Origin of the sequence: Bacillus sp. B19-2, assembly GCF_022832475.1 — a bacterium.
Classification (GTDB): domain Bacteria; phylum Bacillota; class Bacilli; order Bacillales; family Bacillaceae; genus Bacillus; species Bacillus paralicheniformis.
In genome coordinates this window covers 439,484-462,700 of record NZ_JALHKQ010000003.1, presented here as the reverse complement: position 1 = coordinate 462,700, position 23,217 = coordinate 439,484, and the positions used below count along the sequence as shown (strand labels likewise).

Sequence of the window (23,217 nt, the reverse complement as noted above, 5' to 3'; positions counted from 1 at the left end):
TAATTTGATAAGTTCTAATTCACAAAGGCTCATAAAATAGGAGAGCTGTAGTTAATTTTGTATTTGTAATTCCTTTAATATTTTTTTCCTCAAATCACTCGCAATATCTCCATTTCTGTAATCGTCCAGCAAAGAATTTATTCTCTGAATATAATTATCTGCATCCTCTATACATTTTTCAAAACAGTCAATAAAATGGTCCACTAATGTGTCATCAACTAAAGTAATTGGTTCTGGGTAATATTTAACACCTTCTCGTTCAAATGCTTTTCTACTAGTGTATGCAACTGCATCAATCATACAGTTCCAAGCTGCGACAGCTATTTCATTATCTGACATCTCTTGAATTATAGTTATGCCATTTTCCTCATTATCCAATAAATCATAAAGAATATCCCCCATATTATTTTTATCTTTTATCCACTCCCAACATTTTTCTAGAGCTTCCCTTGGCAAAAATTTGGTCTTCCTTTCGGGAAAATACCGACGAAACTTTTTCCGAAAGTCCAAGAAAAAATATTACTTTACTGTCTTCTGTGAAACGATCGAAGTTTGTATCTGCCATGAATTTAACCTCCAACTAATCAATTAAATCCTTAGATTAAGTCTGCCAGTTACTTTAATGCTTTCATCAATTTCTGATCTTACAAAGACGTTCAACGTTTATGAGGCTTTGTAGGCGTCAAGCGCGTATTCACGATGGTGTTTTGCCGTTTTTTGCGATTTGACATTTTATTAATATCATTGTCGAGTGTCCAATCCGTAGCTTGGATATGCCAGCTTTCTTATTTCTATTCTAACTATCAAGTAAAAAATCTTGAACGCTCTCCTTGGAAACTTTTTCTGACCCTTCTTTTTTCAAAAACTTCAAAAAAGCTTTTTCTTTTTGACCTGGATTTTCAAATAATAAATTAAAGTGACTATGAAATTCCTCAAATAACTCGTAAGAATCAATGGATTCGATGGTTTCAGGTAAATACTCATCTTTCTGATATTTATATGCTTTGTGAATTGTATAAGATATTGCATCGGCAATACATATCCAAGCATCTAGATCATCTTCATTTGATTCAAGCTGCATTAAAGTTAAAATCCCTGTGACATCTAAATTTTCCAGGTAAGCATAAAGATCGTCTGCTTCTATATTCTTGTGTTCAAGCCACTTCCAGCAGGCATCTAATGCTTCTTTTATATAATTGAAATCGTTTGATTGTTTTAATGCAGGAACTATTGCTTCACAAAGTCCTAAATAATATGCTAATTTTAAATGATCATTCAATTCTTCCCACTCTTGAAACATCTACTACACTCCTCAATTAAATATATTCACCATTTTTAATAACTAAATTCAATCTTCCGTTTGGCTTGATTCCTTGAATAGTCTCAGAAGTTACTTTTATCGTTAAATTGGGGAATTTAAATACCCCGTCTGGTACTCATTTTCTATCCTAAAACTGAAAAAACACTTGTCGCCTTGCTTGGCAATCAAGTGCTTTATTCTTAACTTTAGGAACGGTTAATAAACATATATTAAACTTACGATTGAGTTCTTTCCTAATTAAAATAACTTTATAAACTCTTCTCTTTTTGTGGGGATCTCCTCGTTTGTACTCTGATAATCCTCAATGCCCTTTCTTATCTTTTCAACCTCTTTCGATGTGATAAAACCAGTTTCCACTGCGCTGTTTAAAAAGATGGTAATGCTATCTTTATTTATACCTTCTAAAGCTTGTGGTAAATATTTTACTTTTTCTTTTTTATAAGCTTCCCAAGAAGTATAAGCGACAGCATCAACCAATAGTGACCACAGCCTAGCAATATTCAAGTCTTCTTCTTCCTCAGCAAATTCTGAAATTCCTGTAAAGTCTGCGTTATCAATAAGCTCGTATAAGTCCTCACCAGTAACAGCATGAGATTCAACCCATAACCAACATTTGTCCAATGCTTCTCTTCCTTCCGGATACCTTTCATCGTCTTTGCTGATTACAGAAAATACTCTTTCGGCAACTGTTAAAACAAATCCTACTTTAACTTCATTTTGTAAATTGTCCAAAAAAATATTATCCATGATCCCCCCCCTTATTCAGGGCGGAAAATTGGAGTGCCGATGTGGTCGGCTGTTCTACGGAGACGCTTTTCTTTATGCTCTAACTGTAGGAAGTGATAGGCTGAACTTTCTCGTTGTAATTCATTTACCTTTATATACATTAACTTGTTATCACTAAACTGTCTCAAATTTCCAAAAACCTTGGAAAGCATACGGCCAATCAAGGTTTGCAAGTGATTATATTTATTTTTTCTTATTCGTTGCTACTAGATGGGACAAAGACAATAAATTCCCCTTTAGGATATGTTCCCTTCCAACCGCAAGGCCATCCGCCTTCTTTATATATCTCAAAAACCTTTTCATAAAAATTATTTGTTTTTCCATTGACCAACCGATTTAAAGCACACATTGTGAGGTCTCCTTCAATCTCCTCATGAATATCTACATAATCAAACGGAAGAAAATCTTCAGAGTAATTTTCATAGTCACCGAAATGCTCGTATAATTCATCTTGCTGAGTAGCTAAATCTAAATCGTATATCTTTTCTACAATATTTTCAGTTTCTAATGATTTAACATGCTCCCACACTGTATCAACTTCATTTAAATCTTGTGACCAAGCAAAATTTTGCGCATCACTAAAATTATTAATGACTTGCAAATTAGGTACACTAAAGTTCTTATTGAAAAACATCTTGTTATTACGAATAAAGCTCATTACTTCTTCGACTAATTGAGTGTTCTTACCAAAATTCATTTAGATAACCACCTTTCCCATAATTCTTCGGTTGCTCCACCGCCTCTGTTCCAAATAGGGAGCTTTTTATTTTTTCCACTTTTATAAAATTCTTCGAGATTTTTCACCTTAGTCTTATACAATGGTATTCCAATCTCCACTCCTTTTTTTAATTTTTGTTGTAGTTCATACACTTGTTTTTCTAATATTGTTATGTCTTGGTTTACATCCAATTTATCAAGTTGTCGTCTTACAACATTGTTATATACACTATGGTAACCTCTATGTCTAGATAAACCGCTGATGTCGTCCATCGGTATAGGTAAAAATATTCCGTTTGACGCGTCATTCATTTCCATTCCAATTTTTTTTATAACAGGGTGTTTGTTTAGCTGAGATGGAATGATGTGCTGTGCTTGATAGCCTTTCCAACTTGCGGATCGTGGTAAACCCATTGACTCTAGTATGTTTTTTCCTAATTTAGTTGGGTCTCCTGTCGTTGGTTTTCCAGGTGTACCAGGAATAAGTCTAGTAGCTCTCCCAGTACCAGTCCCCCCACCACTCACCATCTTCACAATCCCAATCTCTTTCACCGGCGTTTTTTCCACATTCACGCGGACAATTGGGGTGCCGATATGGTGGCCTGTTGCGGAGGCCGGCTGTTCGACGTAGACGCGGACGTTTGTCGGAACTTGGAAGGATTTCACCTTTTCAAGGATGTTGTTTCCTTTTTGTACCAGTTCCACTTTTGGCGATTTCGCGAGCGGAATGTTTTTGCCGGCCGTTTTGGCCAATGTTTGAGCGCCGTGGTTTGCCGTTTTTGCGACAGCACCTGCACCGACGAGACTCAAGGTGGCTTCGATCAGTCCTTGTTTCCGCCTCTCTTCAGAAACTTTGTTTCCAAACATGTCCTTGCCCGTGACGGCTTCTGAGAACCCATTTGAAGCGACAAGGCCGTAGGCGCCCATTTCCGTCATTTTCAAGACGTTCAACGTTTTTGAGGCTTTGTAAGCGTCAAGCGCGTGTTCAGCGGCGATGAGTCCTTTTCCTGTTTTATAAATGGCTTTGCCGCCTTTGAAGGCTCGGCCTGCCCACCCTACGATCGGAATAAATCCTGCTGCCGCCATTGCTCCGGCGGCGACACGCTGGCCGTCTGTCAGCTTTTCTCCTGTGACCGGGTCGACACCTTCAGCGGCTCTCTTATAATCATAATACCCGCTGACTTCTCCGACAAATGTTCCGGCTGCGTCAAGCGCTTTTAAATACCAAGGCTTGTTCGCTTCTTCTTCTTGTTTTTCCTGAAGCCTGCGCGCTTCTGCCTGTTCATTTTTGAATTCAATATAATTGGCGGCTTGATTTTCGACTTCTATCGTATTTTTATAGATCTCGCTTGAGTGGAACGATTTCAAGCTAAAATACATCGGCGAGGCGGTTTTTCCGTGGCTTGTAGCTTCCATCAGCCCGGAATATTTGCCGAGCACGGCGCTGTCGAGCGCTTGTAAGTTTGTGTATTCGGTCTTGAGCGATTCATCCAGCTGATTAACGGCGTCGATGGTGTTTTGACGGGTTGTTTGCGCTTTAGACATTTTATCAATATAATCGTCGAGCGTCCAATTGTCCAAGTCAACGATATCGCTGATACTTGCGATGATTTTATCCATTTCCAGCTTGAGCCCCGAGACGATTTCCGTCGCTTTCAAATCAGCGTTTTTCAGTTCATGATCCAAAAAAGAGACTTCCACATAAGAATCGGACAGCTTTTTGTCCTTTATATCACCCGATACACCTTTAAAAAAAGCAATCTGCGCTTCAACAAGCTTTAACCAGCTGTCTACGATCTCTGCCTGTCCTTTGTAGAAGTCTTTAATGTTGTCGGCACCTTTCCCCTGAAAATCTTCACCTAAATCAGCGACCCCAAGAAACGCTTTTTTGAGTGTCTGCAGTTGATCCTCAAAGGTTTCGTATTGTTTCTTGCGGTTATTCGCTGCTTCAATTAAAGAATGCGCTTCAAATACTTTCATTGAATTGTCCTCTCTAACCTAAGGGCTATTTTCTGGCGATTGCTTTGTCCTGCTCTTTCAGCAAATCGACATTTTCCTTCGTATCCTTTATGTTTTTGTGTACGGCTTTTTTGTAATCGGCCACCATCTGATGAATGTTCTGCTCGCGTTCGTTGCATTTTGTCACATATGTCAAGTTATTTTTCCCCGCAGCTTTCGGAGGATTTGGCAGGTCTAGGGCCTCGAGCGCCTCTCTTACGGCCTCCAGCTTTTTGATGACCGCTTCATGTTTCAGCTTGATTGTCGTCATTAAAACCAGCTCCAACTGTTTTTGATTGAGCGGAGTTTATCGCTCAACTGATTTACCGCTTTTTCTCCGAGAGAAAGCAAATGATCCGCCTCTTTAGCTGCCGCTCCCGCCAATTCAAGGCTGTGTTTTTCAATTTCCAGCGCGAAAATTTTTCTCTCCAGCTGTGAAATATAGCCTTCGTACTTTCCGTTCACGATGTTGTACATTGATGTATGAGCTTCATCCCGTTCGTCATCAAAATCATTGGCGAAGTCCCCCGTCCAGTGGCTGTTCAGATGAGGGTGCAAGATTTGTCTGATCTCGACAATCCCGGTTTCGTGTTCTTTCTCAATCTCCTTTTTTGCTGTTTTGACACGTTCAATCCGGCTTTCTACATCAGCCAGCTTTTGGTTAATCGTGCTGTGGATATGATTCAATGTGCTCTCATGACTCATATGATTCACCTCAGGGAAATACTCAAATAGACGGATGGCACCAGTGCATCCGCTGCATTTTCTCCATTTATATAATAGTAAAATAGATGCAATCTTACTTAAATAGGGTGGATTGCTTATTTTTTCCCTGTAAAGCTGGAATGCGCCCCAAAAAAAGTAACAAAGGCCTATTTCCGACAGACGCATCATCCTCTTAAAGGCCGGGACCGAAAATCTAAATAGTCCAAATCACCCTTTCAACATGACTCACCGCTAAGCAAAAACCCCCGTTTAATGAAAACAAAAAAGGATTCGCACAAAAGCTCTTGTCTAAGCTTTCATTACGAATCCTTTTGGTGATTTAGCCAATCTTGAAAAGCTATTTAATCTCTGACACCCATTTTGCCATATCATCAAGCTTTTCCGCCGGAACAAGTCCTCCCGGCATTCCGTTACCGCCTTTTTCAATCTTTTCTTTAATCGCACCTGTATCCATCCGGTCCCCGACGCCCTTCAGTTTAGGACCTGATACACCTTCATAATTCTCGCCGTGGCAGGTTACACAGTTCGCTTTGTAAATTTCTTCAGGCGAGGCATCCGCTTTGTCTTCTTGAGCTGTTTTATTCCCTTCGCCTGCAATTTCTTTTTCGTCATAAAGGCCTTTTATGGATAAGATAAAAACAAGTCCTATGCCCATAATGGCGATTAACAAAAATGGTATCAATGGATTGCGGTTCATTTTACATCCCCCTTTTTAATTTACCCCTGCCCCTTATGTAAACAATTCTAATTCTACTTTAATTTTACAAAAAGTAAACCGATTATGAAACAAAAGCTGATGAAGTTCACATTTTAGACAAAATAACGGATGATGAAGCGATTGTTCATTTTCCATTTAAAGACCAGTTTTTGAATACGGTTACAACAACAATTATAAAGGGCTTTTCCTTCGATCTCAAGGTTATAATGACTCAAAATGCACTTTTGGATATTTGCAAATTCGAAAGAAATTAAGTAAAATATAATCGGGTTACCAATAATAGCGCTTTCATTATGTCGTGAAAAAAGAACGGATCTCCTGACCCGTTCAAGTTTATTCGAGAAAATCTTTCAAGCGTTTGCTTCTGCTTGGATGTCTTAATTTACGAAGTGCTTTAGCTTCTATTTGACGAATTCGTTCTCTTGTTACCCCAAATACCTTACCAACTTCTTCTAATGTTCTTGTACGACCATCATCAAGGCCGAAGCGAAGGCGGAGCACATTTTCTTCACGGTCTGTCAATGTATCCAGTACATCTTCAAGCTGTTCTTTCAGCAATTCATATGCTGCATGATCTGACGGAGAAGTCGCTTCCTGATCCTCAATGAAGTCTCCCAGATGTGAATCGTCCTCTTCACCGATCGGAGTCTCGAGTGAAACCGGTTCCTGGGCGATCTTTAGGATTTCACGGACTTTTTCAGGCGTCAGATCCATATCTTCCGCAATCTCTTCAGGCGTTGGTTCGCGGCCGAGATCCTGAAGGAGCTGCCTTTGAACACGAATCAGCTTGTTGATGGTTTCAACCATATGAACAGGAATCCTGATCGTTCTCGCCTGGTCGGCAATCGCTCTTGTAATCGCCTGTCTGATCCACCATGTGGCGTATGTGCTGAATTTGTATCCTTTGCGGTAGTCAAACTTTTCTACCGCCTTCATCAGGCCCATGTTTCCTTCCTGAATAAGGTCAAGGAAAAGCATTCCGCGGCCGACATACCGTTTTGCGATGCTGACGACAAGTCTCAAGTTGGCTTCAGCGAGACGGCGCTTCGACTCTTCGTCGCCTTCTTCGATTTTTTTCGCGTATTCGATTTCTTCTTTTGCAGACAAAAGGTTTACCCGTCCGATTTCTTTCAGATACATGCGGACAGGGTCGTTTATCTTAACGCCCGGAGGCACGCTTAAATCGTTAAGGTCAAATTCTTCTTCGGCCTTGGCCAGCTGTTGAATATTAGGATCCTCAGTTTCTTCGTTCTCGCTAATTAATTCAACGCCTTGTTCTCCTAAAAATTCATAATACTCATCCATTTGGTCTGATTCGATCTCGAAGCTGGACATGCGCTCTGCAATTTCTTCATATGTGAGCACTCCGCGTTTTTTTCCGGCTTCTGTTAATTGATCCCTCACCTGTTCAAATGTGAATTCAGTTTCGGTCTCGTGTGCTTGTTTATCAGCCATTCATGGATCCCTCCTTCCAAAACTTACAGACGAATTCTAAAAGCATCCCGCTTTTTTTGTTCCTATTTCACGAGTAAAGCCTTCTCTCTCTTCTATGGCTTCACGGGAAAGCAAATCATAAATTGACAATATATGATTAGGACAAGCAGCTTTTGCTCCTCCGTTAGGATTCATTGCCAAAAGCTTTTCCTATTATATATAACGGTTTATTTCAGCGAACGGTTCAGCTTAACAATTTCCTGTGCCAAAGTTGCCGCTTTGATGAAATCTTTTTGCCTCTCGGCTTCCGCCCTTGCAGCTTCTTTTTCTTTTATCATTGACCAATTTCGATAATTCAACACTTTTTTTACATAATCAGATAATTCCGCTTCACTTAATTCTTCGTTCACCTGAAGCATTAAGATATCTGTCAGAAGCTGACCGAGTTCCTGATCCTCAACTCTTTTAAAGAGCTCCTGGATGGAAATGTCCGCCCCTTCTTCATACATGGCGTACAAATAAGCGGCAATCGCGCGGTGCTGATCAAGGTTGAATTCAAAGCCCACCCGGTCTAAAACCTTTCGAATGACGTCCCGGTCATGAATCATGTGAGCCAGGAGCATCCGCTCCGCGTTCTCATGAGCCGGCCGAAGACCCGTCTTTCTTCGCGGCGCGCGCGAAACGGCGGACTGCCGCTCTTTTGAGTCCTGGCGGCTGCTTTCCCTGCTGCGGCTTACAGCCTGCTTTTCAAATACGGAAAGCTGATCCTTCAAGGATTCAAATGAGATTGAAAATTCATTTGCCAGCTGTTTGATGTATATTTCCTGTTCCAAAGGGCCGCTGAGAAGGCTGACTTCCTTCAGTACATCATTGATATAGGCTAAACGGTCTCCTTCATCAGACAGGTTTCTGCCCTTGCGGAAATAGTTCATTTTAAACGTCATCATCGTAACGCTGGCCCCTATTACATCATTCTTGAATTTCTCGCTGCCGAATTTTTTGATGTAGTCATCGGGATCCAGCCCGTCAGGTATCATGGCCACCTTGACGTCGCAGCCTTTTTTCTGAAGAATCTCCGCCGCTTTCAGCGTGGCTTCATAACCGGCATGATCCGAGTCATAGCACAGGATGACCTCTCCGACATTTCGCCTGATGATCTTCGCATGTTCTTCTGTCAGCGATGTGCCCATCGTGGCGATCGATTCTTTCACACCGGAACTGACGGCTGAAATGACGTCGGCAAATCCTTCAAAAAGGACGGCCCTCTCTTCTTTTCGAATGTGAAGGCGGGCCTGATGGAAATGATAGAGAAGCTTGCTTTTTCGAAAAAGCGGCGTTTCCGGGCTGTTCATGTATTTTGGCTGCTCCCCGGTGAACGTCCGTCCGGAAAAAGCGACCGTTGCGCCGTGATGATCATGAATCGGAAACATAATCCTGTTTCTGAAACGGTCAAAATAGCCGTCACCGTTCTCGCGTCTGATGATGAGTCCGGCTCTTTCCATCAGCGCAAGATCAAAACCTCTCCGTTCCAAAAATTTTGTGATGAAATCCCATGAATCAAGGGCGCATCCGATTTCAAACTGCTCGATCTGCTCCATCTCAAAGCCTCTTCCGAGCAAATAATCGAGCGCTTCCTGGCCTTCCTTTGTATTGACCAGCAAATGATGATAAAATTTCTTTAACAGATCATGAGCTTCCGCCATTTTCTGTTCATCCGAACTGCCTGTGCTGTATGCTGATACAGCTGCAACCTGTTCCGGCAGATCTATTTGATATTTGTCCGCCAGGTGAGAGACGGCCTCGGTAAATGAATAGCCTTCCATTTGTCTTAAAAATGAAAAAACATTCCCTCCCGCTCCGCAGCCAAAACAATGAAAAATCTGTTTTTCTCCGGAAACGGAAAAAGATGGCGTATTCTCACCATGAAAAGGACAAAGCCCAAAATAATTACGCCCCTGTTTTCTCAACTGGACGTACTCTCCGATAACTTCTACGATATCAGCTGATTTTTGCACCTGTTCTACAATTTCGTCTGGTATACGATTGCCCATGTTCCAACACTCCGTCGTACATAATTCGCTGCTTAGTACGTAAATCCTTCAATTTTCGACAAGATTTTTTGCAGCTCTTTGACAAATCGCTCTCGGTCTTCCTTGACCAGTTTTTTCGGGCCTTTCGTGTAACGTCCGCTTCTTCTCAATTTTTGTGCGACGTGACGGCGGAAAAGAGCATGATCAATTGTGTCCTCTTCGAAAAGAAAGCCTCTCTCCGACATCACATAGACCTTTTTGCCAAGCAAAAGCGATGCCAGCCCGATATCTTGTGTCACGACGACATCACCTGGTCGAACATGGTTGGCAATGTACAGATCGGCTGCTTCTTTGTGCGGATCGACATATGTCCAATTCTCTTCTTCTTTCCTTGTGACTTGAAAATGCTCGAATGAAGCCACGAATACCACCTTTACGTCGAAATCCGCCGCTGTTTTGAGCACTTCATCTTTCACCGGGCATGCGTCTGCATCGACAAAAATCGTCCTTTCTTTTTCAAGAAGACTAATTCTCCATCCCTCCATCAATCTCCTGCTATAAATACAGGCAAAATCACACAGGTTTCAAAAATAATCGATCTATAAGAATTTGTCGAAAGTTTTTTCCGGGAAATTCTTGACACGATACCCATAATAGTTTATTCGTTCTGTACTAAGCTTAAACCTAAAAGTTAATTATTTTATCACAATTTTTTATTATAATACAAATGGGTTAAAGATGCTATCATTTTCACTTTTCCCAAAACCATCAAAGCAAAAACCCAGGATGGGGTGTCCTGAGTTTTATTCTTAGACCCTTTTTGTCATCATGTTGTGAATTATGTTGGCCGTTTCCTCTACCGCTTTATTTGACACGTCTACGACATTGCAGCCGATGCGGCCGACGATCTTTTCAAAGAACTCCAGCTCTTCTTTGATGCGATTGATATTAGCGTAAATCGCTTTGTCGTTGAGGCCGAGCGATTTCAGGCGCTCCTTGCGAATATGGTTCAGCTTATCCGGGCTGATTTTTAACCCGATGCATTTAGACGGATCAACGGTAAAGAGCTCTTCGGGAGGATCCACCTCGGGAACGATCGGAACGTTTGCCACTTTTAACCGTTTGTGCGCCAAGTATTGGGATAACGGAGTTTTGGACGTTCTCGACACACCGATCAGCACGATATCCGCTTTTAAGATGCCCCTCGGGTCTCTGCCGTCGTCATATTTTACGGCAAATTCGATGGCCTCTACCTTCTTAAAATAATCTTCGTCAAGCTGGCGGACTCTGCCCGGTTCGTATTTCGCGCTGAAGCCGTAGACCGTCTCCATTTTCTCAATCAGCGGGCCGATGATATCGTAATACACGACATTCGCCTTTTCCGCTTCGGCGATTAAAAAATCACGAATCTCCGGGACAACAAGCGTAAAACAGATGATGCCGCCGTCCGCTTCTGCCAGCGAGATCACTTCTTTTATTGTTCCGCGGTCTTCGACATAAGGAATCCGCCTGATGTTTGTCTGCTCGGATGAACCGTTAAACTGGCTGATAGCCGCCTTGACTACGAGCTCAGCGGTCTCGCCGACAGAGTCTGATACAACATAAATCGTCCGATTACTCATGATATCCCTCCATTTGAAGTTACTCTACATGATTTCATTTTCAGATAAGCCGACTAAAATTTTTGTCATGTTCGTTTTCGTAATTCTTCCCACAACTTCATAGCCTTTTTCTGTATCTTTTACAACAGGCAGTGCGTCAATTTGTTTTTCAATAAGCATCTTGGCAATGTCCAAAATGAAATCGTCGCGCCTGCAAAGCGTAATGTTCGGCATTCTCGTCATTATGATATGGACGGGTATTGAAGGGAGCTCCTGTTTGCCGATGCTGGCTCTGAGCAAGTCTTTTCGTGAAAGTACACCGACTAAGATGGCATTATCATCAACGACAAAAAGCGTTCCTACGTCCTCTAAAAACATCGTGCAAATCGCATCATAAACGGAGACATTTTCATGAATGACCACCGGAATGGACTGGAAGTCTTTCACCTGCAGCTTTTTCAGCTTATCAGCCAAGAGCTGCGTGCCCGTCTTTCCCGTGTAGAAATAACCGACCCGCGGCCTTGCTTCCAAAAATCCTGACATCGTCAATATCGCCAAGTCCGGACGAAGTGTAGCCCTTGTCAGATTCAGCTTTTCCGCGATATGTTCTCCGGTAATCGGCCCGTTCTCTTTGACAATCTGCAAAATATGCTCTTGACGTTTATTTAGTTCGATCGTACTCACCACCTTTAAGCCGAAGCTCACAATTCGTTCGTTATGTATAAAAGTCGATAACATATTATAACGCATATGAAGACTAAAATAACAGCAATTACAATTGAATTCTATGAAAAAGACAGGCACAATTTGACAAGGATGTGAAAAACCGATTTGAGCAAAAAGACGATTGCCAGCTTGTCAGCAACCGTCTTCTGCGGTGTTTATTTTACAATGATGGCATTGATGTTTGCAAAAGATCGGATCAGCTCCGCAAGGCTTGCCATTTGCGCCAGGCGGCTCGCTTTTAATCTTTCATCTTCGGCATGGACCATCGTGTGATCAAAATAAGCTTCGATCGGCTCTTTCAGCTTGGACAGCTCACTGAAGGCGCCCTCATAATCTTTTGCTTCGTAAAGGCTTTCTAATTGCTGTCTGCACGCCTCATAAGCTTTGAAAAGCTCCTCTTCTTGAGGGTTTTCAAACAGTGACGCGTCAATGGCGTTCGTTTCGCTCTTTTTGCTGATCGAAATAACCCTTGCCAGCGCTTCAGCCGTTTCTTTAAATTCCGGTTTTGCTGCAGCCGATTCAAGGACAGCGGCTTTTTTGACAGCCGAATACGGCTCAAGGTTCGAGCTTTCGAGCACGGCATCCACGACATCGTAGCGGATGTTTTCCGCTGTTAATACGTATTTGAGGCGCTGTTTAAAGAATTCAAGCAGTTCGCTGTTTGCTTCCTGTCCGGCAAACGCAGCCAGTTCTTTGAATGAAATGCCCCAGTTCCGGTCAAGCAGGATTTGGACGATGCCGGTCGCCTGTCTTCTCAGTCCATACGGGTCCTGAGATCCTGTCGGAATGACGCCGATTTTAAAGAATGAAGCGACCGTATCGAGTTTATCCGCTAATGCGACGACGGCGCCGACGATTGATGAAGGCGTTTCCCCTCCGGCTTGTCTCGGCATATAGTGCTCATTGACAGCGAGCGCCACTTCTTCTTTCTCACCGAGCATTCGCGCATATTTTTCACCCATGATGCCCTGCAGCTCAGGAAATTCGTAAACCATATGTGTCACAAGGTCGAATTTTGAAATGTGCGAAGCGCGCTTGATCAGCTGCACCGTCTCTTGATCCGCACCGATGACTTCAGCGATCCGTTCAGCAACCGCCTCAGTGCGTCTCACTTTGTCTCCAAGCGATCCCAATTCTTCGTGGAAAACGATCTTTTCGAGCTTTTTCACATTCTCGTCAATGTTTAATTTTTGATCTTCTTTATAGAAGAAGGCGGCGTCTGAAAGCCTTGCTCTCAGCACTTTTTCGTTCCCTCTCGCCACGTTTTCAAGGGCGCGGCTGTCTCCGTTGCGGACGGTCACAAAGTAAGGAAGCAAATCGCCGTTTTTATCTTTGACAGGGAAATAACGCTGATGCTCTTTCATCGTTGTCACGAGCACCTCTTCAGGAATTGCGAGAAATTCCTCTTCGTACGAACCGAACAGAACCGTTGGATATTCAACCAGATGGGTAACCTCATCCAGCAGATCCTCGTCCCTCGGAATGTCCCAAGACTTTTCAGCCGCCAGTTCGTCAAGCTGCTTTACGATCAGCTGCTTCCGTTTGTCCGGATCGGCAATCACAAACTGACTTTCCAGTGCCGCTTCGTATTCAGAAGGTGCGCTCAAGTCGGCTGCTTTTCCGAGGAAGCGGTGCCCCTGTGTTGTGCGGCCGGTTTCGACATGAGCGACTGAAAATGGAACGACTTCACTGCCGAACAGCGCGACGATCCATTTAATCGGCCTAATATATTTCAAATCTTCGCTGCCCCAGCGCATGTTTTTTGGAAAGTGGAGGCTTGTCACCAAGTCGCCGAGCTCAGGAAGTAATGAAAACGTATCCTGACCTTTTTGGAATTTTTGCACAAAAACATATTCCGTTCCTTTGATGTCTTTAAAATACAAATCTTCCGGACTTGCTCCTTGCCCCCGTGAAAAGCCGATGGCCGCCTTTGTCCATTCGCCGTTTTCGTCAAGGGCGATTTTCTTTGCCGGTCCTTTCGCTTCTTCTCTCACATCGTCCTGCTTCTCCGCCACGTTCTCGACAAGAACGGCCAGTCTTCTAGGAGAGTTATACAGCTTAACGGAGCCGAAGGCAATATTTTTTTCCTTGAGCCAGCTTTCCAGTTTTTCACCAAGCTGAGTCATGCTGTCATGCATGAAGCGCGCCGGCATTTCTTCTAATCCGATTTCTAAAAGCAAATCTTGATTACTCATGTGAAGCCTCTTCCTCCTTCAGCATTGGGAAACCCAACTTTTCGCGTTCATCATAATACGTTTTCGCCACTTTTCTGGCCAGGTTTCTCACCCTACCAATATATCCTGTGCGCTCCGTCACGGAAATCGCTCCTTTTGCGTCAAGCAAGTTGAACGTATGCGAGCATTTCAGTACATAATCATAAGCAGGATGGACAAGTCCATGATCCATCTGGCGGTTCGCTTCTTTTTCATACGTTGCAAACAATTCGAACAGCATGTCGACGTCAGATGTCTCGAACGTATAGACGGAATGCTCGTATTCAGCCATCTTGAACAGATCTTTTATCGTATAGCCGTTCGTCCATTCGAGGTCAAAGACGTTTTCTTTGTCTTGAATATAAGAAGCAAGGCGTTCAATCCCGTATGTGATTTCAACAGAAACCGGTTTGCACTCAAGCCCGCCGACCTGCTGAAAATAGGTAAACTGGGTGATTTCCATGCCGTCAAGCCACACTTCCCAGCCAAGCCCGGCGCAGCCGAGCGACGGATTTTCCCAGTTATCCTCGACAAAACGGATATCATGCTCCAGAGGGTCGATTCCAAGGGCTTTTAATGAATCTAAATAAAGCTCTTGAATATTGTCGGGAGACGGCTTAATGATCACCTGGAATTGATGGTGCTGATAAAGCCTGTTCGGATTGTCCCCGTATCTTCCGTCCGCAGGGCGTCTTGACGGCTCCACATAAGCGACTTTCCAAGGTTCAGGACCAAGGCTCCGCAAAAATGTATATGGACTCATCGTTCCTGCACCCTTCTCTACATCATACGACTGCAAAAGTACGCATCCTTCATTGGACCAGTGCTTTTGCAGGGTCAGAATCATTTCTTGAATATTCAAATGAAGCACCTCCACATAACGTGTTTTCAAGTTTAATTTTTGGCATAGGGCTGGTTTGGGCAGAAAAAAACTCCCGTCCCTATGCTTGTTTGCCCACAAACATAGGGACGAGAGTTCTCCCGCGGTTCCACCCTAATTGCTGAGAGGAAATGTCTCAGCCTCTTTTTTAAAAGTTGCTCAGGGAATGCCTTTCATTACGCTCTCATCCCCGGCTTTCACCGCCCCGGAGTCGCTTCAATGAGGCCGTGCGCAATTACTTCTTTCCGTCAACGCAACGTCATTATTGAATCCAATCTTCATGACATGATCTTATAAAAAGATGAAGAGGTTGTCAACTTTTGTTTTCATCGCCCAGCATCTTTTTCATATTGTCCATTTGTTCCATGAAGCGCCGCGATTTCAGGTATATCCCTGAGTACTCGTCATAGTACGTCTGAATGACCCTTTTCAGCTCATCCTTCGTCTCCCGTTTGACCGAGACATTTCCGAGCCTTGACAGGTCAAAATAAAAAAACAGCCTCAACAGCCTGGCGGATGCGGGAGACAGCGGTATCCTGTATGGATCTTTCGCAAAACAGCGGTGGCAGATAAAGCCGTTGTCGCGGATCGAAAAATGAAATGTACCGTCTTTGCTTTTGCAGTGCACACATTCATCCAGCTCCGGATACAGCCCCATCACGCTGAGCATTTTAACTTCGATAAGGTTGGCGATAATGTCGGGATCTGTACCGTCATCGAGCCTCCTCATCGACTGAAGAAGCAGCTCAAATAAAAACGGATTCGGTTTCTTTTCCTCCGTTCCTTTGTCGATTAATTCAGCGATGTAGGCCGCATATGCTGTTAAAAACAGATCCTCGCGGATATGCCTCATGCTTTCGATCATCTCGCCCTGCTCCAATGTGCCGAGACCGGATGATTTGCGGAATAAAAAAGAAGCATAAAGGAACGGCTGGGAAATCGCTGACAAGCGGCTGTTCGGCTTTTTGGCGCCCCTTGCCAGCACACCGATTTTCCCGTGTTCTCTCGTCAACAGCGTAATGATTTTATTTGTTTCACCATAGTCATTTGTACGAAGGACGATACCTTCACATTTCGTCAGCATATGTGCACCATCCAAAAATTGGAGGGGTCAAGCATGATCACAAAATTGGAAAGTCAATTTGCGCTAGCTCTTCTTCAAGTACTTCGGGTCTTTCCAGGTTCTCCTTTTCCAATTCTTTAAAAAGGAGGTACGTGTCAACGCTTCCTGTTTGTGAAAATACATTCCAAGTAAAATTCAACATAAAAAGCCCCACCTTTCTGTTTATAACTAGCTTTTTAAACATCCAAATTCTTAAGATTATCTTGACCTTGTATCCTCCATTTCATGTTAAACAATTTTTTCTAATATATCTTTGATTTCGAGAGATTTTGTCACGACTAAACCGCGGTCAAGCTCTGTCCGTTAATACTCGTCTTCTCTAAATCCAAAATCACGAAGCTGAGACATCTTGTTGCGCCAGTCTTTCTGCACTTTAACCCACAGCTCTAAAAACACCGATGATCCGAGCAGCGCCTCGATATCGGTTCTTGCCCGCTTGCCGATTTCTTTAAGCAGACTGCCTCTTTTTCCGATGACGATCCCTTTTTGCGAGTCGCGTTCGACGACGATGGTCGCGCTCACATACACAGAACCGTTTTCCCGTTCTTGAATGGACTCGATCGAGACCGCAATGCTGTGAGGGATCTCTTCCCTTGTCAGATGCAGCACTTTTTCCCGAATCAGCTCAGAAATGATAAATCGCTCCGGATGATCGGTCACCTGGTCACTCGGGTAAAACTGCGGACCTTCCGGCAAATAATCCTCAATTTGCTTTAAAAGCGTATCGATATTATTTCCCTCAAGGGCGGAGATCGGAACGATTTCCTGAAACGGATACCTGGTTCTGTACTCATCGATTAGCACAAGAAGCTCATCCGGATGAATCCGGTCGATTTTGTTGACGATCAAAAATACCGGCGTCTTGACTCCTTTTAAGCGCTCGATGATAAATTCGTCGCCTTTCCCGTAGCCTTCCTCTGCATTGATCATAAACAAGATCAAGTCGACTTCCTTTAAAGTGTTCTGCGCCACCTTCATCATAAAATCGCCCAATTTATGCTTCGGTTTATGAATGCCCGGCGTATCGATAAAAATCGTCTGGGATGTATCGGTTGTCAGCACACCTTGCACTTTGTTTCTTGTTGTTTGCGGTTTGTCGCTCATGATGGCGATTTTTTGGCCGATCACGCGATTCAAAAATGTAGATTTTCCTACGTTTGGTCGTCCGATAATGGAGACAAATCCTGATTTAAAGCTTTCCTGTGTCATGTAAGTCCTCCGATGAAAATGCTCCTGGCAGTAATTCTTGAACCGTCATTTCTTTGACTTGGCCATTCAGATTGGTTAAGATGACAGGCATGTTTGCTGAACAAAGTTCGGAAATCACCTGTCTGCACGCTCCGCACGGCGACACCGGACCCGGCGTATCCGCAGCGACGGCAAGCATCTTAAACGATTTTTCCCCTTCCGAGTAAGCCTTGAACAACGCTGTCCGCTCGGCGCAGTTGCACAGGCTGTATGCAGCATTTTCAATGTTGCAGCCTTTGTACACCTTGCCGTCCTCAGACAAAAGGGCAGCGCCGACTTTGAATTTCGAATACGGAACATATGCAAATTCCCTTGCTTTTAAAGCTTCTGCAATCAATTCTTGTTTAGTCAATGTGTGTATTCCTTCCTATAGCGGTTATGGTACCGCTAACACTTTTATTTTACATAAAAATGGCTTCTTTTTCACGCCCAAATCACAAATGTAAAATTTTTGTAAGAATTGCGCACAATGAAAAGCACGGCATCAAAACAATTTTGACAAAAAGATGAGTAACCCAATCATACACGAAACGGCCGCAAACACGCAAACCGCCCCGGCCGCCGCGTCCTTTGCCGCCTTTGCAAGCGGGTGGTTCTCTTTTGTGAAAAGGTCGATCGTATGCTCCACAGCCGTATTCATCAGCTCCAAGGCGAGCATTCCGCCGATCAGGATCAAGATGATGGACCATTCGATCAGAGTCAGCCTGAAGAAAAAGCCGCAGACGATCACGAGGATGGCGGCTCCAGAATGAATTCTAAAATTGCGCTCCGACATGAACGTCTTGACTATTCCTGTAAAGGCGTTTGAAAAACTCCATTTCAGACGGCGCCATTCGTTTTGTTTATGAGGATCTTGAGAGCCCATATCGATTCAAAATTTCCTTTTGCTTAGTGAACATCTCTTTTTCCTCTTCCTCTGTCATATGGTCATAGCCGAGGAGGTGCAAAAAGCCGTGAACCGTCAGAAAACCCAGCTCTCTCATCAGTGAATGCCCGTATTCTTCGGCCTGTTCTCGTGCTTTATCAGCGCTGATGATGATATCTCCGAGAACGGGCGGCATGTCAGCGCCGATAATTGCAATCTCTCCTTCGCCGTCTTCTTCAAGGGCAAATGAAATGACGTCAGTCGGATAATCTTTGCCTCTGTACTCTTTGTTGATTTTTTGTATCTCTTCATTGTTGACGATCGTAACCGAAACTTCAGCGCCGTCTGCGACGCCTTCCTCTGCCGCTGCGAATTGAAGAATCTTCTCAATTTCAGCAAGCTGGTCTTCAGGGACCCGTCCGGTCTCGTCTGTGATATCTAGAATTAAACTCATGTGTGTTTCACCTTCTGTTTAGGATTAGCTTCCGGATATTCGATCCGGGAATGAAAAATGCCTTTCAGCGTTTCGCAGAGCGTCTTCGCGATAATATTGAGCTCTTTTAAAGTCAAATCGCATTCGTCAAACTGCCCGTCCTGCAGCTTATCTGATATGATCCCGCGCACCAGCTTTTCAATCCTTTCGGGATTCGGGTTATGCATTGAGCGGACGGCTGCTTCAACGCTGTCGGCCACCGAGATGATCGCCGCCTCTTTTGTCTGGGGCTTCGGACCGGGATAGCGGAACTCTTCTTCAGTCGTCTGATCGCCTTTTTCTTTCGCCTTATAATAAAAGAACTTGAGCAGCGATGTGCCGTGATGCTGTTCGGCGATGTCGACAAGCTCCTTCGGCATTTTATGATCCCTCAGCATATCGGCGCCGTCTGTCGCATGGGCAATGATAATGTTTTTGCTGAGCTGCGGAGAAAGCTTGTCATGCGGATTATCAATATTCATTTGGTTTTCTATAAAATATTGGGGCCGCTTTGTCTTGCCGATATCATGGTAATAGGCTCCGACTCTTGCCAAAAGCCCGTTTGCTCCGACAGCTTCGCATGCCGCCTCCGACAAGTTCGCAACCATAACGCTGTGATGGTATGTGCCGGGTGTTTCCGTCAGAATTTTGCGGAGCAGCGGATGATTCGGGTTTGAAAGCTCGAGAAGCTTCATCGTGGACAGAATCCCAAAGCCGCTTTCAAAAAACGGCATGAGCCCGAGCACAAGAACTGACGATCCGATGCCGGACACCGCTCCCATGACAAGGTATGTACCCATCTCAAGTCCGGTTTGCGCCGTGTTTTGAATGAGCTGCAGGGTAAACAGGACGACGATGTTGATCAGGGAGACAAACAAGCCGGCCTGGAGGATTTTCGCCCTCGCATTATGCTTCCCTAAAAACAGTATACCCGCCATCGAGCTGATCAAGAAATACGTTCCGATTCCATAATTAAACGTGCCTGTCACACCTTGGTTAAACATCATGCTTCCGCAAATGGAAAGGATCATGCTCGACAGGATCGCCAGCCTTTCATTGATCAGCAGTTTAATAAGCATCACGCCCATCGCAATCGGCACGAGATAGCCGATATGGCCGATTTCAAGCTGCTGAAACAGGCTGATCACTTCCATGACGATTAAAACGATTGCTGTAATCAATGAAAACAGCATGAGCGACTTATTTTTCGGAATCCGGCTGCTGTACTGCTTTTCGAAATAGTAAACCAAAGCTGAGATGAAAAGCGCGATTAAAAGCAGCAGTCCGCCGACAGGCTTGAAGATGTTGGCTCCGCTTAAGAGTCCTGTCAGTTCAAGCTTTCGATAGACTTCCCTGTCGATCAGCTGATTTTCCTCAACGAGTATCTGCCCCTGCTTGATCTGCACCTGCTGCACGCTGTCAGCCGCTTCCTGACGCTTCTGCTCCGTCTTGTCGGGATCGTATACATAGTTGGGAATGATTGCAAAGCGTCCGATTTCATCAGCGGCGTTTTTTAATTTTGAAGGTATCGAATTACCTTTCAGCTCTTTCGTTACATGCTCTTTCGCTTCATCAAGCTTGCCGGCGCGGATTTCTTTACTCATCACGTCATTGACGGCGGTGATGACCGAATCCTGTGTCATGGAAAGCTCTCCGTCGCTGGCCTTCAGCAGGTGTTTGACTGAATCCTGCGACAGCGAGTCCGTCACATCTGAAGTCAGCTTTTCTTCAACAGATTTGATCTGGTCTTTTTCAGACGGGGCCTGCTTGTCTTTTTTCTCTTGTTCTGCGCTTTCTTTTTTCACTTCTTTAATGATGTCGAATATTGATGAGACAAGGTCGACCCTGTTGTCAGAGTACTCTTTTTTCAAGGTGTACTGGTCGGGAACTTCCTCTCTCGCTTCCTGTTTTTTATTAGCTGTTGCCTTTTGATCTTCGACTGTCGCCGGCGCATAGATCGTATTCTCGCTGATCGAAAATAAATCGAGGTCGAGAGACTCGGGCCTCACATGGAAAAACAGCAGGATGAACATCAGCGCGGATAAAGCCGCATAAAGAATGACGGGAAGGAAACGGCCGTTTTCCAAGCGGATGAGCCGAAACTTTCCGTCTCTTTTTTTCTTTTTCAACAAAAGCACCTCTTTTCCCGCGGGAAACTAAAAAATGACCCGATAACGGGCGATCGGGCCATTCGGAATTATTTTGACTTTTCGTATGCTTCAATAATACGGGCGACAAGCGGGTGTCTGACCACGTCCGTCTGATCCAGTTCAACAATTGAAATGCCTTCGATATCAAGGAGCATCTTTTTTGCAACGGCAAGCCCCGATGTGACGCCCTTCGGCAAATCGATTTGCGTAATATCGCCTGTAATGACCATTTTAGAACCAAAACCCAATCTCGTCAAAAACATTTTCATTTGTGCCGGTGTCGTATTCTGCGCTTCATCCAAAATCACAAATGCGTCGTCGAGCGTTCGCCCCCTCATGTAAGCAAGCGGCGCGATTTCAATCGTTCCTCTTTCAAGCAGCCGTGCCGTATGGTCCGTTCCGAGCACATCATGGAGCGCGTCATAGAGCGGCCTTAAATAAGGGTCGACTTTCTCCTTTAAATCCCCAGGCAAAAACCCGAGGCTTTCCCCTGCTTCAACAGCTGGTCTTGTCAAAATGATTTTTTTGATGCGTCCGTTTTTCAGTTCATGAACGGCCTTTACGACAGCCAAATAGGTTTTCCCCGTTCCTGCAGGGCCGATGCCGAAGATTAAGTCGTGCCTTTTCATGGCGGCGATATATTCTCTTTGACCGATGGTTTTGACTCTGATCGGTTTTCCTTTGGCGTTTTTCGTAATTTCCTCTTCATACATGCTTTCAAAAAACTCAAGCTTCTGCTTTTTCGCCATCTTGACCGCATACAAGACATCGCGTTCTGATATCTCGATTCCTTTGCGGATGAGATTCAAGAGGGATGCAAGCAGGCTGTCCACGATTTCAAACGTTTCTTCGTCTCCGGTCACATAGACGGTTTCACCGCGCGTGACAATCGAAATGTTCAGCTCTTCCTCCATTAACTTCAAATGGGAGTCCTGGTTCCCAAACAGCGCTTGAGCCTCGTTCGGACTTTCCAGTTGCTGATGAATCGCAAGTAAGTGTTCTGTCATTCTTTAGTCTCCTGAACAATTGGTGTTGTTTGAACAATGTCTTCAATAACCTGGTAAAGGATGATCAATTTAACTTTACCATTCTCACTCGTTTCGTGCAAAACTTTTTCACTGATAATGTTCCCGTCGCTGCCGATTTTTTTCCTGATGTCTCTTTTTCCCATTTCGATCCCTTCAAGGACCGCTTCTTTTTTCGAGTACACCCTTTTGATTTGTTCGCTCTCCCTCGTATGCTCCTTTTCATACGCGACAGGAAGCGTAAAATTCATAAAATGCAGCGAGTGTTTTTCGGTTTCTGTCTTCGGGCGTGAGAACTCTTCTTTTTTAAAAGAAAAGCCCCAGACCGGCACGGAAAAAGAACCGAAGGATAGCTTGTGACTTGTCCTTACTTTGCCCGTAAAAACGTCAAATGATGTCTCAAGCGGAACCGTTACCTTTGACTTGTACCAGGTTTCACCGTAGATTTTCCCTTTGGCTCCGACTTTTTGCTTTTCCTCTTCGCTCCCGATCAGTCCGGAAACAAGCATTTGCCCTTTTTCAACGTGCTGGTTCACGGTGACGAGCGGCTCGCCTTTTTCCACGAACATTTTCGAGATGGTTGCCCCTTTTTTGGCGACGATGTGCCTCGGACCAATATATTTTTCTTTGTCAGGTTCATTTTTTTCAACCACTTTCATGTGAAGGGCCGTGCCGTTTAATTCAATGCCCACCCAGGTGATGTTTTCGACGCGCTTTGTAAGCGCCTGCTGAATTTTTTCCGGGGTCAGCATTGTAAACTGAAGGCGGCCTTTTTTGACGCCGATTTCATTCAAGTGCTGTCTGATTTGATGTTCTGTCTCCGGATTGGCTCCTGTTATGTCAATCTTCCAAAGCATGTTGGACAATAAAAACATGATGATAAAAAAACCAGCAATTCCAATCGTGAAGCCGCTATTCCGTTTAGACTTCTGCACGAGGAAAGGAAAACCTTTTCGTCTGACGAAGCGGCACTTGCAGTCAAAATCCCTGATGACCCTCCGGAAGGCATGTACATCAGAAAGCGGAATATAAAGAAAGACAGCGTCTTTCTTTTTCTTAACATTAAACATCGGGATGCTGCGCCTGGTGCATTCATTTAATAATCGTTCGATCCCCTTTCCCGTTATCTCAAGCTGGATCTTTCCTGAAAAAAAAGAAAGCCATTTATTCTTCACGATTCTTTC

At 44.1% G+C, this 23,217-nt stretch carries 25 protein-coding genes; all 25 read right to left on the bottom strand.

The window, feature by feature from the left end; translation table 11 throughout:
- Positions 1 to 51: 51 nt before the first annotated feature.
- The gene (locus MST20_RS14700) at positions 52 to 456 is read right to left on the bottom strand and encodes an Imm6 family immunity protein (RefSeq protein WP_243943092.1); all 405 of its coding nucleotides are present in this window, start codon (positions 454 to 456) and stop codon (positions 52 to 54) included.
- Entirely contained in the window at positions 410 to 565 is a 156-nt protein-coding gene (locus MST20_RS14695; protein WP_243943091.1) for a hypothetical protein, read from the bottom strand. Before MST20_RS14695 ends, MST20_RS14700 begins: the two co-directional genes overlap by 47 nt.
- A gap of 231 nt (positions 566 to 796) precedes the next feature.
- Entirely contained in the window at positions 797 to 1,300 is a 504-nt protein-coding gene (locus MST20_RS14690) for an Imm6 family immunity protein (protein WP_243943090.1), read from the bottom strand.
- 258 nt (positions 1,301 to 1,558) lie between these two features.
- Entirely contained in the window at positions 1,559 to 2,068 is a 510-nt protein-coding gene (locus MST20_RS14685) for an Imm6 family immunity protein (protein ID WP_243943089.1), read from the bottom strand.
- Between the two features lie 232 nt (positions 2,069 to 2,300).
- A complete protein-coding gene (locus MST20_RS14680) occupies positions 2,301 to 2,804 on the bottom strand; it encodes a cytoplasmic protein (protein WP_243943087.1) in 504 nt (167 codons plus the stop codon).
- Entirely contained in the window at positions 2,801 to 4,804 is a 2,004-nt protein-coding gene (locus MST20_RS14675) for a T7SS effector LXG polymorphic toxin (protein WP_243943085.1), read from the bottom strand. Before MST20_RS14675 ends, MST20_RS14680 begins: the two co-directional genes overlap by 4 nt.
- A 25-nt stretch (positions 4,805 to 4,829) precedes the next feature.
- The gene (locus MST20_RS14670) at positions 4,830 to 5,093 is read right to left on the bottom strand and encodes a YwqI/YxiC family protein (protein ID WP_243943083.1); all 264 of its coding nucleotides are present in this window, start codon (positions 5,091 to 5,093) and stop codon (positions 4,830 to 4,832) included.
- Positions 5,093 to 5,527 (bottom strand): YwqH-like family protein, encoded by a 435-nt coding sequence (locus MST20_RS14665; RefSeq protein WP_243943081.1) that lies wholly within the window; start codon positions 5,525 to 5,527, stop codon positions 5,093 to 5,095. Before MST20_RS14665 ends, MST20_RS14670 begins: the two co-directional genes overlap by 1 nt.
- Positions 5,528 to 5,885: 358 nt before the next feature.
- Positions 5,886 to 6,245: a cytochrome c550 gene (gene cccA, locus MST20_RS14660; RefSeq protein WP_020452233.1), complete on the bottom strand. Its 360-nt coding sequence runs from the start codon at positions 6,243 to 6,245 to the stop codon at positions 5,886 to 5,888.
- Positions 6,246 to 6,599: 354 nt separating this feature from the next.
- Positions 6,600 to 7,721: an RNA polymerase sigma factor RpoD gene (gene rpoD, locus MST20_RS14655; RefSeq protein ID WP_043928723.1), complete on the bottom strand. Its 1,122-nt coding sequence runs from the start codon at positions 7,719 to 7,721 to the stop codon at positions 6,600 to 6,602.
- Between the two features lie 206 nt (positions 7,722 to 7,927).
- On the bottom strand, positions 7,928 to 9,751 hold the full coding sequence (dnaG, locus tag MST20_RS14650; RefSeq protein WP_243943079.1) for a DNA primase: 1,824 nt from the start codon (positions 9,749 to 9,751) through the stop codon (positions 7,928 to 7,930).
- A 32-nt stretch (positions 9,752 to 9,783) separates the two neighbouring features.
- Positions 9,784 to 10,275, bottom strand: coding sequence for a YaiI/YqxD family protein (locus MST20_RS14645; RefSeq protein WP_065644185.1), 492 nt, complete (start codon positions 10,273 to 10,275; stop codon positions 9,784 to 9,786).
- Positions 10,276 to 10,539: 264 nt separating this feature from the next.
- Entirely contained in the window at positions 10,540 to 11,352 is an 813-nt protein-coding gene (locus MST20_RS14640) for a pyruvate, water dikinase regulatory protein (RefSeq protein WP_065644186.1), read from the bottom strand.
- A gap of 24 nt (positions 11,353 to 11,376) precedes the next feature.
- Positions 11,377 to 12,015 carry a transcriptional regulator CcpN gene (gene ccpN, locus MST20_RS14635; protein WP_025804968.1) on the bottom strand — a complete coding sequence of 213 codons (639 nt, stop codon included), beginning with the start codon at positions 12,013 to 12,015 and terminating at the stop codon, positions 11,377 to 11,379.
- A 197-nt stretch (positions 12,016 to 12,212) separates the two neighbouring features.
- Positions 12,213 to 14,252: a glycine--tRNA ligase subunit beta gene (glyS, locus tag MST20_RS14630; protein WP_243943078.1), complete on the bottom strand. Its 2,040-nt coding sequence runs from the start codon at positions 14,250 to 14,252 to the stop codon at positions 12,213 to 12,215.
- Positions 14,245 to 15,132 (bottom strand): glycine--tRNA ligase subunit alpha, encoded by an 888-nt coding sequence (gene glyQ, locus MST20_RS14625; protein WP_243943076.1) that lies wholly within the window; start codon positions 15,130 to 15,132, stop codon positions 14,245 to 14,247. Before glyQ ends, glyS begins: the two co-directional genes overlap by 8 nt.
- A gap of 331 nt (positions 15,133 to 15,463) precedes the next feature.
- Positions 15,464 to 16,234 carry a DNA repair protein RecO gene (recO, locus tag MST20_RS14620; protein ID WP_243943074.1) on the bottom strand — a complete coding sequence of 257 codons (771 nt, stop codon included), beginning with the start codon at positions 16,232 to 16,234 and terminating at the stop codon, positions 15,464 to 15,466.
- A 37-nt stretch (positions 16,235 to 16,271) separates the two neighbouring features.
- Positions 16,272 to 16,415, bottom strand: coding sequence for a YqzL family protein (locus MST20_RS14615; RefSeq protein ID WP_003183626.1), 144 nt, complete (start codon positions 16,413 to 16,415; stop codon positions 16,272 to 16,274).
- Between the two features lie 161 nt (positions 16,416 to 16,576).
- Complete coding sequence (era, locus tag MST20_RS14610; protein ID WP_023855242.1) at positions 16,577 to 17,482, bottom strand: GTPase Era; 906 nt, start codon at positions 17,480 to 17,482, stop codon at positions 16,577 to 16,579.
- Complete coding sequence (locus MST20_RS14605) at positions 17,463 to 17,873, bottom strand: cytidine deaminase (RefSeq protein WP_243943072.1); 411 nt, start codon at positions 17,871 to 17,873, stop codon at positions 17,463 to 17,465. Before MST20_RS14605 ends, era begins: the two co-directional genes overlap by 20 nt.
- Before the next feature lie 132 nt (positions 17,874 to 18,005).
- Positions 18,006 to 18,386 (bottom strand): diacylglycerol kinase family protein, encoded by a 381-nt coding sequence (locus tag MST20_RS14600; RefSeq protein WP_145624080.1) that lies wholly within the window; start codon positions 18,384 to 18,386, stop codon positions 18,006 to 18,008.
- Entirely contained in the window at positions 18,364 to 18,840 is a 477-nt protein-coding gene (gene ybeY / locus MST20_RS14595) for an rRNA maturation RNase YbeY (RefSeq protein WP_243943070.1), read from the bottom strand. Before ybeY ends, MST20_RS14600 begins: the two co-directional genes overlap by 23 nt.
- Positions 18,837 to 20,891: an HD family phosphohydrolase gene (locus MST20_RS14590; protein WP_223254788.1), complete on the bottom strand. Its 2,055-nt coding sequence runs from the start codon at positions 20,889 to 20,891 to the stop codon at positions 18,837 to 18,839. Before MST20_RS14590 ends, ybeY begins: the two co-directional genes overlap by 4 nt.
- Positions 20,892 to 21,055: 164 nt before the next feature.
- The gene (locus tag MST20_RS14585; protein ID WP_048350460.1) at positions 21,056 to 22,015 is read right to left on the bottom strand and encodes a PhoH family protein; all 960 of its coding nucleotides are present in this window, start codon (positions 22,013 to 22,015) and stop codon (positions 21,056 to 21,058) included.
- Positions 22,012 to 23,208 carry a sporulation protein YqfD gene (gene yqfD / locus MST20_RS14580; protein WP_243943068.1) on the bottom strand — a complete coding sequence of 399 codons (1,197 nt, stop codon included), beginning with the start codon at positions 23,206 to 23,208 and terminating at the stop codon, positions 22,012 to 22,014. The genes MST20_RS14585 and yqfD overlap by 4 nt, the downstream gene beginning before the upstream one ends.
- Between the last annotated feature and the right edge of the window lie 9 nt (positions 23,209 to 23,217).

Coding starts and splice junctions, on each gene's coding strand:
- MST20_RS14695 (WP_243943091.1), bottom strand. CDS start 565: ATGGCAGATACAAACTTCGATCGTTTCACAGAAGACAGTAAAGTAATA.
- MST20_RS14590 (WP_223254788.1), bottom strand. CDS start 20,891: ATGTTCATCCTGCTGTTTTTCCATGTGAGGCCCGAGTCTCTCGACCTC.
- MST20_RS14640 (WP_065644186.1), bottom strand. CDS start 11,352: ATGAGTAATCGGACGATTTATGTTGTATCAGACTCTGTCGGCGAGACC.
- rpoD (WP_043928723.1), bottom strand. CDS start 7,721: ATGGCTGATAAACAAGCACACGAGACCGAAACTGAATTCACATTTGAA.
- MST20_RS14665 (WP_243943081.1), bottom strand. CDS start 5,527: ATGAGTCATGAGAGCACATTGAATCATATCCACAGCACGATTAACCAA.
- MST20_RS14675 (WP_243943085.1), bottom strand. CDS start 4,804: ATGAAAGTATTTGAAGCGCATTCTTTAATTGAAGCAGCGAATAACCGC.
- glyS (WP_243943078.1), bottom strand. CDS start 14,252: ATGAGTAATCAAGATTTGCTTTTAGAAATCGGATTAGAAGAAATGCCG.
- recO (WP_243943074.1), bottom strand. CDS start 16,234: ATGCTGACGAAATGTGAAGGTATCGTCCTTCGTACAAATGACTATGGT.
- MST20_RS14670 (WP_243943083.1), bottom strand. CDS start 5,093: ATGACGACAATCAAGCTGAAACATGAAGCGGTCATCAAAAAGCTGGAG.
- MST20_RS14645 (WP_065644185.1), bottom strand. CDS start 10,275: ATGGAGGGATGGAGAATTAGTCTTCTTGAAAAAGAAAGGACGATTTTT.
- era (WP_023855242.1), bottom strand. CDS start 17,482: ATGACACAGGAAAGCTTTAAATCAGGATTTGTCTCCATTATCGGACGA.
- MST20_RS14615 (WP_003183626.1), bottom strand. CDS start 16,415: ATGTTGAATTTTACTTGGAATGTATTTTCACAAACAGGAAGCGTTGAC.
- dnaG (WP_243943079.1), bottom strand. CDS start 9,751: ATGGGCAATCGTATACCAGACGAAATTGTAGAACAGGTGCAAAAATCA.
- MST20_RS14685 (WP_243943089.1), bottom strand. CDS start 2,068: ATGGATAATATTTTTTTGGACAATTTACAAAATGAAGTTAAAGTAGGA.
- MST20_RS14680 (WP_243943087.1), bottom strand. CDS start 2,804: ATGAATTTTGGTAAGAACACTCAATTAGTCGAAGAAGTAATGAGCTTT.
- ybeY (WP_243943070.1), bottom strand. CDS start 18,840: ATGAGTTTAATTCTAGATATCACAGACGAGACCGGACGGGTCCCTGAA.
- cccA (WP_020452233.1), bottom strand. CDS start 6,245: ATGAACCGCAATCCATTGATACCATTTTTGTTAATCGCCATTATGGGC.
- MST20_RS14585 (WP_048350460.1), bottom strand. CDS start 22,015: ATGACAGAACACTTACTTGCGATTCATCAGCAACTGGAAAGTCCGAAC.
- MST20_RS14600 (WP_145624080.1), bottom strand. CDS start 18,386: ATGGGCTCTCAAGATCCTCATAAACAAAACGAATGGCGCCGTCTGAAA.
- MST20_RS14690 (WP_243943090.1), bottom strand. CDS start 1,300: ATGTTTCAAGAGTGGGAAGAATTGAATGATCATTTAAAATTAGCATAT.